This is a genomic window from Cytobacillus sp. GQ23, assembly GCF_059758675.1.
In genome coordinates this window covers 1-7889 of the sequence record NZ_JCAXER010000054.1, presented here as the reverse complement: position 1 = coordinate 7889, position 7889 = coordinate 1, and the positions used below count along the sequence as shown (strand labels likewise).

Annotated in this window: 10 protein-coding genes and 1 riboswitch; of the genes, 2 read left to right on the top strand and 8 right to left on the bottom strand. The window is 37.9% G+C overall.

Annotation, left to right across the window (positions count from 1 at the left end):
- Positions 1 to 220: 220 nt before the first annotated feature.
- Entirely contained in the window at positions 221 to 1084 is an 864-nt protein-coding gene (locus tag AC6CHU_RS25560; RefSeq protein ID WP_159871972.1) for a hypothetical protein, read from the bottom strand.
- A gap of 204 nt (positions 1085 to 1288) precedes the next feature.
- Positions 1289 to 1498, bottom strand: a complete 210-nt coding sequence (locus AC6CHU_RS25555) for a cold-shock protein (protein WP_035331574.1) — start codon at positions 1496 to 1498, stop codon at positions 1289 to 1291.
- A gap of 276 nt (positions 1499 to 1774) precedes the next feature.
- On the opposite strand from AC6CHU_RS25555, the gene AC6CHU_RS25550 reads away from it, so the two are divergent.
- Positions 1775 to 2068, top strand: coding sequence for a DUF6509 family protein (locus AC6CHU_RS25550; protein WP_201306609.1), 294 nt, complete (start codon positions 1775 to 1777; stop codon positions 2066 to 2068).
- A 29-nt stretch (positions 2069 to 2097) separates the two neighbouring features.
- Here AC6CHU_RS25550 and AC6CHU_RS25545 read toward each other — a convergent pair whose 3' ends face one another.
- Positions 2098 to 2490 (bottom strand): cytosolic protein, encoded by a 393-nt coding sequence (locus AC6CHU_RS25545; protein WP_159870331.1) that lies wholly within the window; start codon positions 2488 to 2490, stop codon positions 2098 to 2100.
- A 281-nt stretch (positions 2491 to 2771) separates the two neighbouring features.
- On the opposite strand from AC6CHU_RS25545, the gene AC6CHU_RS25540 reads away from it, so the two are divergent.
- Complete coding sequence (locus tag AC6CHU_RS25540; protein ID WP_498123126.1) at positions 2772 to 3602, top strand: GNAT family N-acetyltransferase; 831 nt, start codon at positions 2772 to 2774, stop codon at positions 3600 to 3602.
- A gap of 24 nt (positions 3603 to 3626) precedes the next feature.
- Here AC6CHU_RS25540 and AC6CHU_RS25535 read toward each other — a convergent pair whose 3' ends face one another.
- The 5 genes from AC6CHU_RS25535 to AC6CHU_RS25515 all read right to left on the bottom strand — a co-directional run bounded on the left by AC6CHU_RS25535 (position 3627) and on the right by AC6CHU_RS25515 (position 7607).
- A complete protein-coding gene (locus AC6CHU_RS25535; RefSeq protein WP_498123124.1) occupies positions 3627 to 4130 on the bottom strand; it encodes a metallophosphoesterase family protein in 504 nt (167 codons plus the stop codon).
- Positions 4131 to 4215: 85 nt separating this feature from the next.
- Positions 4216 to 4416 carry a cold-shock protein gene (locus AC6CHU_RS25530; protein ID WP_009332506.1) on the bottom strand — a complete coding sequence of 67 codons (201 nt, stop codon included), beginning with the start codon at positions 4414 to 4416 and terminating at the stop codon, positions 4216 to 4218.
- 138 nt (positions 4417 to 4554) lie between these two features.
- Positions 4555 to 6009 (bottom strand): degradosome RNA helicase CshA, encoded by a 1455-nt coding sequence (gene cshA / locus AC6CHU_RS25525; RefSeq protein WP_159870327.1) that lies wholly within the window; start codon positions 6007 to 6009, stop codon positions 4555 to 4557.
- A gap of 302 nt (positions 6010 to 6311) precedes the next feature.
- Positions 6312 to 6512, bottom strand: a complete 201-nt coding sequence (locus tag AC6CHU_RS25520; protein WP_009332508.1) for a cold-shock protein — start codon at positions 6510 to 6512, stop codon at positions 6312 to 6314.
- A 213-nt stretch (positions 6513 to 6725) separates the two neighbouring features.
- Complete coding sequence (locus tag AC6CHU_RS25515; protein ID WP_498123123.1) at positions 6726 to 7607, bottom strand: bifunctional 5,10-methylenetetrahydrofolate dehydrogenase/5,10-methenyltetrahydrofolate cyclohydrolase; 882 nt, start codon at positions 7605 to 7607, stop codon at positions 6726 to 6728.
- Positions 7608 to 7690: 83 nt separating this feature from the next.
- Positions 7691 to 7773: riboswitch (ZMP/ZTP riboswitch) on the bottom strand.
- Positions 7774 to 7889 lie beyond the last annotated feature (116 nt).

The following is a 7889-nucleotide window of genomic DNA, read 5'->3' as shown; positions in this document are numbered from 1 at the left end:
ATTGTTCGTTCAGTTTTCAAAGATCAATCTGCTCAGCTTTAACCTCTTAAAGCAGCTTTATTATAATACCACTTTCAGACTTCCACGTCAACAAAATTTAAAAAGATTTTCAAATCTTTTTCAAATCGTTTTGTGAAAGCTGTTATTAAATAATAGCATCGTCCATGCTCCAAGTCAACGCTATATTCATGGTACATTATTCCAATTTATTTAGTTTTCACTACGGCATTTTAGAGGAGTCTTTAATGTTTTTGTAATTGCATGACGGAAACATATAATTATTTAGTTTCCTTATTAACATAAGTAATAATAAAAGTATCACACTAAAGAAAATAGGATTCCATAAAGAGCTTACTTTTAAAATACCCAGCTTTATCATAATAAAATGAAACGCAGTATCAGCAAAAAATAATAAAGAAAGCCATTTGATTCGATAATATTTAATTATGACAACGCTCAGCAGCAGTGCGTAAATAATCCAGATTAGAACACTGAATGCTACATGATCCCGAAAAGGAGACTCAAACCACCCAATTTTATAATGATGGGTTCCAACGACAGACGTCAAACCAAAAGAAATTCCTTGAAAAATGGTGGTGCTAGCCATATATACTGTCATAAATTGAATATAGAATGATGGGTCTTCGACTTTGCTCCGCCACCATTTTATAACGTATACAGCCCCAAATAAAATTACCGGGGTAAACCAGGATTTCCACCAGTTATGTTCATAGATGCCAAGCCACAGAAATAACTCTTCTATTCCATAAATACAGGCTATTATGAAAATAATCCATTTTAAGGGGATTCTAAAAGCCGCTATCACCATCAATACACTGGGAATAAAAAAAGCCTGTGAAATACTTGAACCAAAAACATTATCATACCAATGGACGGAAAAGAAATTCGGATAGTAGGAGTAGGCGTCACCTAAAATCAATACGATATATTCCATTAAAAAAGAAAGTCCCATAGTGAAGAAATAAACCGCCAGATTAAAACGAAAATCTGTTTTCTTATGGGTTATATAAAAAAGCCATAGGCTAATGAGCACTAATCCAAGAAACCAAAGCAAATTTGACATACTTCCACATCCAGTTTCACTCGTTTCCATTATTTTGTTCATCTCGGACAAACATATACTTTTTCATTAAATGAGGAAGTTTAGCAAGCTCATTAAAAACATTAACACCTCGATTAAAAATGTCTCTGGATCAGACGAAAGAAGTGCCCTTCACTTAACAAAATCCAGATAAAAAATAAAAGGGCGATTAGATCGCCCCTTCAATTATTTAGAGAATATGCTGTTATTGTTAACGACTTGCAGCTCTTTAGTCGTTTCTTTCATTTCACTTTTGCAAATCGGACAAAGAGGTACCTGGCTGCTTTTGAAATTGTCCCTTACCCAGCAATTGCAGGCCTCAGATGTACACTCCCAAATTTTCACTTCTTCAACCTTGATTTCTTCCATGTTTTTTCTGCCAAATCCCATTGCCATAAACAGGCACCTCCCAAAGAGTAAGACCCTTACCCAAAATAAAAATCACTTGCTATATAAAGTGACGAACCACTGGCTCTATATAACAAGTGTTTATGGGCAATATTATATTCTTTTAACTAAAAATAGTATAACATATTTAAATGATGCTGTCAAAAAGTTCTAAACCTGCAGATTTAAACATTGAAGAGCAGCAAAAAATTGTTAAATACTATTAACCAAATCCGGGAAAAGTGTATAATGACATGTACAGCAGCGATAGAAAGGGTGAAGATCATGGACATTACAAGTTATACCGTTGAGTACATACAAGATCCAACAGGCATTTTAACAGGTGACCGCTACGAATTCTTTTTAGATATTGATGTGGATGAAGAGGATGAACTATATTCAGAGAATGGCATTAGGCTTAGAGTGCTTTATTTCAAAAATGGAGAAGACGAGAGGATTCTTAATTATCATTTTGTTGAAGGAGAGTCCGGAACTGTATTAGATTTCGCTTTAGATGAAGATGAAGAAAAAACAGTTTCTGCTTTCTGCCGTGACAGCCTTTCCGAGGAAAAAAATTAAGAGCAGGTTCACCTGCTCTTTTACCTTATTTATATGTCCTTTCCCTCTTCAATTATGTGATACATTAAATGTGCCAAATGCTGTATAGGTGTATAAGCCTCTTCCCTGTCCTCATTATTTCCTTCATTAAAATCAAGGTCATTCAGATAAAGAGCCGTGAATTGATAGAAGTCCTTTAATTCAAAAGCAAAGCATGCACTGGGTTCTTCTGATTCGCCTTCATATTGGAGAACCATGTAAGACTCTTTACCTTCATTATCGACAGCGTCAAAAAAGATAAAATAACCGACATTTGAGTTCAATTCAAATAAATGCCTGGTTCCGCCTTCAGTATATTTTTCAAAATCATTCTCATTAAGCTTCTGAACAAGCATTTGCTGTATAGTGTCTTCCTTATGAAACTTTACAGTGAAATTTTTCATTATATCTCCTCCTTAACCATACAATCCTAACATATAGCTTTCTTAATTTACATAATTTCAATCACAGCTAAAGCTGTACGTTGATTTTCGGGTCAAGGCTGCTCAGCGAATCGTGGGGCAGTTAGTCCCAAAGCTGGACGCCGGGTCTCATCTGTCCCTATTAATCCCGCCGGAATCTCGTACCTTCCACTGCAATCAACAGCCTTAAATTTAGGGCTATTCGTTTAATCCGTTTTCTTATATTATTGGTTTATCAATTTTTTATACAGGAGGCCGCCTGAGTGCTGACCAAAAAACAATTAGACGATATCCACTCTTTACAGCAAATATGTGAAGAGGCAGAGAATATCAAATTAAAATTAAACTGGGATACTTTGAAATCAAGACCTGCAGATGAGAAAAACGACTATTTTCATTATGATCAAAGCGGAAAATTAATAGGGTACCTTGCTCTTTACAGTTTCGGCGGCCCGGTGGAAATATGCGGAATGGTTCATCCGGATCATAGACGCAAGGGGATATTCTGCAGTTTATTTAATGAAGCAGCAAAACAGTTAACTGAGGCAAACAAATTGCTTATCAATGCACCAGCCACTTCAGAATCTGCGAAAGGCTTTATAAAGTCATTGCCTTGCACTTATTCATTCTCCGAGTATCAAATGAAACGCCATAAAAGTGCGAGTATCGGAGCAAATAACCCAGAAGTCACTATGAGGAAAGCAGAGAGCAGTGACCTGGATTTCATTAATCACCTTGATACTGTATGCTTTAATATTCCAAAAGAAGAGGCAGAGGCATTTAATAATAATACTAACTTCGACTGTGAAAATGAAAAGACATTTATTATAGAATACAAAAGGGTAAAATCCGGCAAGATCAGGATTCAAACAGAAGAAGATGCTGCGTGGATTTACGGCTTTGCTGTCGATCCTTTATTCCAGAGAAAAGGAATCGGCAGAAGCGCCCTTACCAATGTTGTTAATCTTCAGCACAGCAGGGGAATCAACTGGGTGCATCTTGAAGTCGCTGCAGAAAATGACCATGCTCTTTCATTATACAAATCTTGCGGCTTTGAGCCATACGGCACTCAGGATTATTATGAATTTAACTGAATATATTAAAGGTTTAATAAAGGTTTATTCCTTTGAATCGAAAAAAACATGATTAAATATTAACTCATCTGCAATTTCCAGGGTGCCGAACGAATAGTTCGGCTGCCTGCGCTTGTCAGTCGGAGACCCGGGATTAAACAGGATAACCCCATTATGAAGTTTGTTGACCGGGATATGTGAATGCCCGAATATAATAGCATCAACTTTTCCACCTCCGAAAGCCTCAATACTTCTTTTTTCAGTTGTTTTACCCTTTCCATGTCCATGGACAACTCCTATTTTAAAGCCATTTATTTCAAGCAGTATTTTTTCCTTTAAAATGGTGTGCATTTCATCATTATCTGTATTTCCATATACCCCCTCAACTGGCGCATACTTTTTTAATTCATGATAGAGCTCGCTGGTCTGCCAGTCGCCTGCATGAATAATTAAGTCACAGCCGTTAATTGCTTTCAACAGTACTTCCGGCAGCTTTTTTGACTTCTTTGGCATGTGAGTATCTGATAAAATAAGGATTTTTTTAATCATGACCAGTCCTTTCTCCCTGCTGTTATACCTTATATACCCCGAAAAATTAAAAGAGAGCCCCATCAAGGGACTCTCTAATCCATCATTATAACTTTGTTACATTTACAGCTTGTGGTCCACGCTGGCCCTGCTCTATGTCAAAGTTAACTTCCTGGCCTTCATCAAGGGTTTTGAAACCTTCTGTTTGGATTGCAGAGTAATGAACAAATACATCTTCTCCGCCTTCAACTTCGATAAAACCAAAACCTTTTTCTGAGTTAAACCATTTTACTTTGCCTGTTGCCATGTAAATTTCCTCCTAATATCTATAACTCACAGAGTAATTTTCCCCTGCATTTACTAATATGGGTAAATTCCTCAATTTTTATAATAAAATATTCAAAAAGCACTGAAAAAAATCTTTTATTGCTTTTCAGGCTGCGAATTATCCCTTATTGCTATTACTGCGCGGCTTGCTGCTTCGTCTATCCCGGCCGCCTTTAAAATCTCTTCTGTCGCGTCCGCCGCCTCTGGACCTGTCGCCGAATCTTCTTCCTCCACGATCACCTTTAGGCTTTCTGACACGGATAGGTTCCACAGCAGTTAATTTAACAGGAGTTACATCCGGACCCTTAGTCAGTAATTTCAGCGCTGCTGCAAGCATGGTAACAGAATCTGTATCTTCAAGAAGGTTTTCCGCCACTCTCTTGAAGTCTGCATGCTCTTCTCTTTCAATTACTTCTAAAAGTTTATTAATAGTCGCCTGCTGGTTGCCTGCAACAACGTCCTTAAATGATGGTACAGGCTTTTTCGCCATTTTGCTCTTTGTAACATTTTCGATTATCTTCAGGTGGTCGATTTCTCTTGGTGAAACGAACGTGATCGCGAGTCCTTTGTTACCTGCACGGCCAGTACGTCCAATTCTGTGAACATAGCTTTCAGGATCCTGCGGGATATCGAAGTTATAAACATGAGATACACCTGAAATATCCAGGCCCCGGGCAGCAACATCAGTCGCAACCATAATATCGATTGTCTGTTCTTTAAATCGGCGGATTACCTGATCTCTTTTCGCCTGAGGAATATCTCCATGAATTCCTTCAGCAGAATATCCTCTCTTAATAAGACCTTCCACCACTTCATCTACACGCTTTTTTGTCCGGCCAAATACAATTGCCAGCTCAGGTGATTGTATATCCAGCAAATTGCAAAGCACATCAAATTTTTGTTTTTCATGCGTTTCCATATAATACTGTTCAATATTTTTAACTGTCATTTCTTTTGCTTTCACTTTAACCATTTCAGGCTCCTGCATGAATTTTTCAGCAAGGGTCTGAATTCTTCTCGGCATTGTAGCAGAGAAAAGCAGGGTTTGGCGCTCCCCTTTAATTTCACTTAGAATTCTTTCGATATCCTCGATGAATCCCATATTGAGCATTTCATCCGCTTCATCCAGAACGACCATTTTGATATTGCTTAAACGAATTGTTTTTCTTTCAATATGGTCAATTAATCTTCCTGGTGTAGCTGCAATGATATGAGGGTGTTTTTTTAGTGCACGTATTTGGCGGCTAATATCCTGACCGCCGTAAACAGGAAGTGTCCGGACACCTTTTACCTGTCCTATACGGTTTAATTCTTCAGCTACCTGTACGGCAAGCTCCCTTGTTGGAGCAAGGACAAGGCCTTGAATTCCTTCGTTTAAATCAATCTGCTCTAAAAGCGGTACACCGAAAGCAGTAGTTTTTCCAGTTCCAGTCTGCGCCTGGCCAATCATATCCTTGCCCTGCATTCCAATTGGAATAGCCTGTGCCTGAATAGGTGTTGGTTCCTCGAAGCCCATATTGGAAAGGGCTTTTACTATTTCATTACTTAAGCCAAAATCTGAAAAAGTTGTCAAAATATAAGTTCCTCCTTGAATTACATATGTTATTAGGTACTGAAAGACTGTTTTTGTTTTTGTATAAAGACATTGACACTTTACTAGGCTTTCCAGTTTGCATCTCTTTTTTACATTTCCGTTTGCACTAATTTTAAACTTTTTGTAAGTGAAGAATTTTAATTGGGTGAAATGAAAAATACATATCCTAAAAGCAGGTGTTGCAGAAGATCTGTTTTGAGGAATGCTGAAGGCTACAAAGTGGATAAGCAAACATAAAAAGGTGATGCATGATTAGACATGCATCACCTCATTAAGCAAAATTATGCTTTTGTTACGTTAGCAGCTTGAGGTCCACGGTTACCTTCAACGATTTCGAAAGTTACGTCTTGACCTTCTTCTAAAGTTTTGAAACCTTCAGTTTGGATAGCGGAGAAGTGTACGAATACATCTTGACCTTCTGAAGATTCGATGAATCCGAAACCTTTTTCTGCATTAAACCATTTAACTTTACCTGTGTTCATTTGTGTTGCCTCCAATAAATTGTTTTTCACTATAAATGTACCATTAAACTTAAACATAAAAAAGTCGCAGGTGCCAGAAATGAGGATGAACGATCGCCTACATTTCTTTGCAGCTACGACTACTTATCCAAAAAGTATATAACGATCTTTACAGCGTTAACCTAATAATAAACGACACCCAACTATAAGTCAATCCTTTTGGAAGCCAATTTTTCAATTAGGGATAAATTGACTATTTACGATTCCCTCTTTATTTTGAGCCTTTTCAGCGGCCTGTACAGTATGTTTTAAAAGCATGGAAATTGTAACCGGTCCTACTCCGCCAGGGACAGGAGTGATAGCAAATGCTCTTTCAAAACAGCTGTCATACTCTGCATCTCCAATATTTCCTTCATTATAACCGGCATCAAGGACGATAGCCCCTTCTTTTAGCCATTCACCCTTAATAAAGTTAGGTTTTCCTACAGCTGCAACTACAAGATCAGCCTGCTTTACAATTTGCGGCAGGTTTTGGGTATATGAATGGCATGTAGTGACTGTTGCGTTACGATTAAGCAAAAGGGCAGAGACCGGCTTTCCCAGGATAGGGCTTCTGCCAACAACAACTGCATGCTTGCCTTCAGCTTCCAATTTATAATAATCCATAATTTCCAAAATAGCTGCAGGTGTACAGGACGGATATTCACCAAATCCGAAAGCAGTTTGTCCATATCCGAGGCTTGTAACACCATCTACGTCTTTTTCAATGGCAATGGCTTCGAAAGCTTTGCGTTCATCTATATGTCCAGGTACAGGATGCTGAAGAAGGATTCCATGTACAGATGGATCATTATTGAGTTCTGCAATCTTATCTAATAATTCCTCTGTTGTTGTGTCAGTTGACATATGAATACGTTTTGATAAAATGCCAAGCTTCTCACATGCATTGCCCTTCATCCTTACATAGGTTTCAGACGAAGGATCATCCCCCACTAAAATAGTGGCTAAACAAGGCACAACACCTTTTCCCTTTAGGTCTTCAATACGATTCTTCAATTGATCTTTCACATGTTTTGCTACAACAATTCCATCAAGAATAATCTTTTTTTTCGCCATGCATATTCCTCCTAAAGGAAAAGCTCCTATTAGGCTTACGGGCTTTTCCATTTTATTATGAAAAAAGAGACAAGGGTATCCCTTATCTCTGCCCAGACGACCGGCTATACATAGACGCAGCTCCCCAGCGGTTAATTCCGCATTGTCGTCAGTCACTGCGATTTTGAAAAGCTATTTTAATAAATCCATAATAGCACAAAAACACAAATAATTAAACTAAAACTCACTTAAATGTTCGTGTTTTTTTAAAATAAATAAAAAAGGACAGTAAGAAACTGTCCT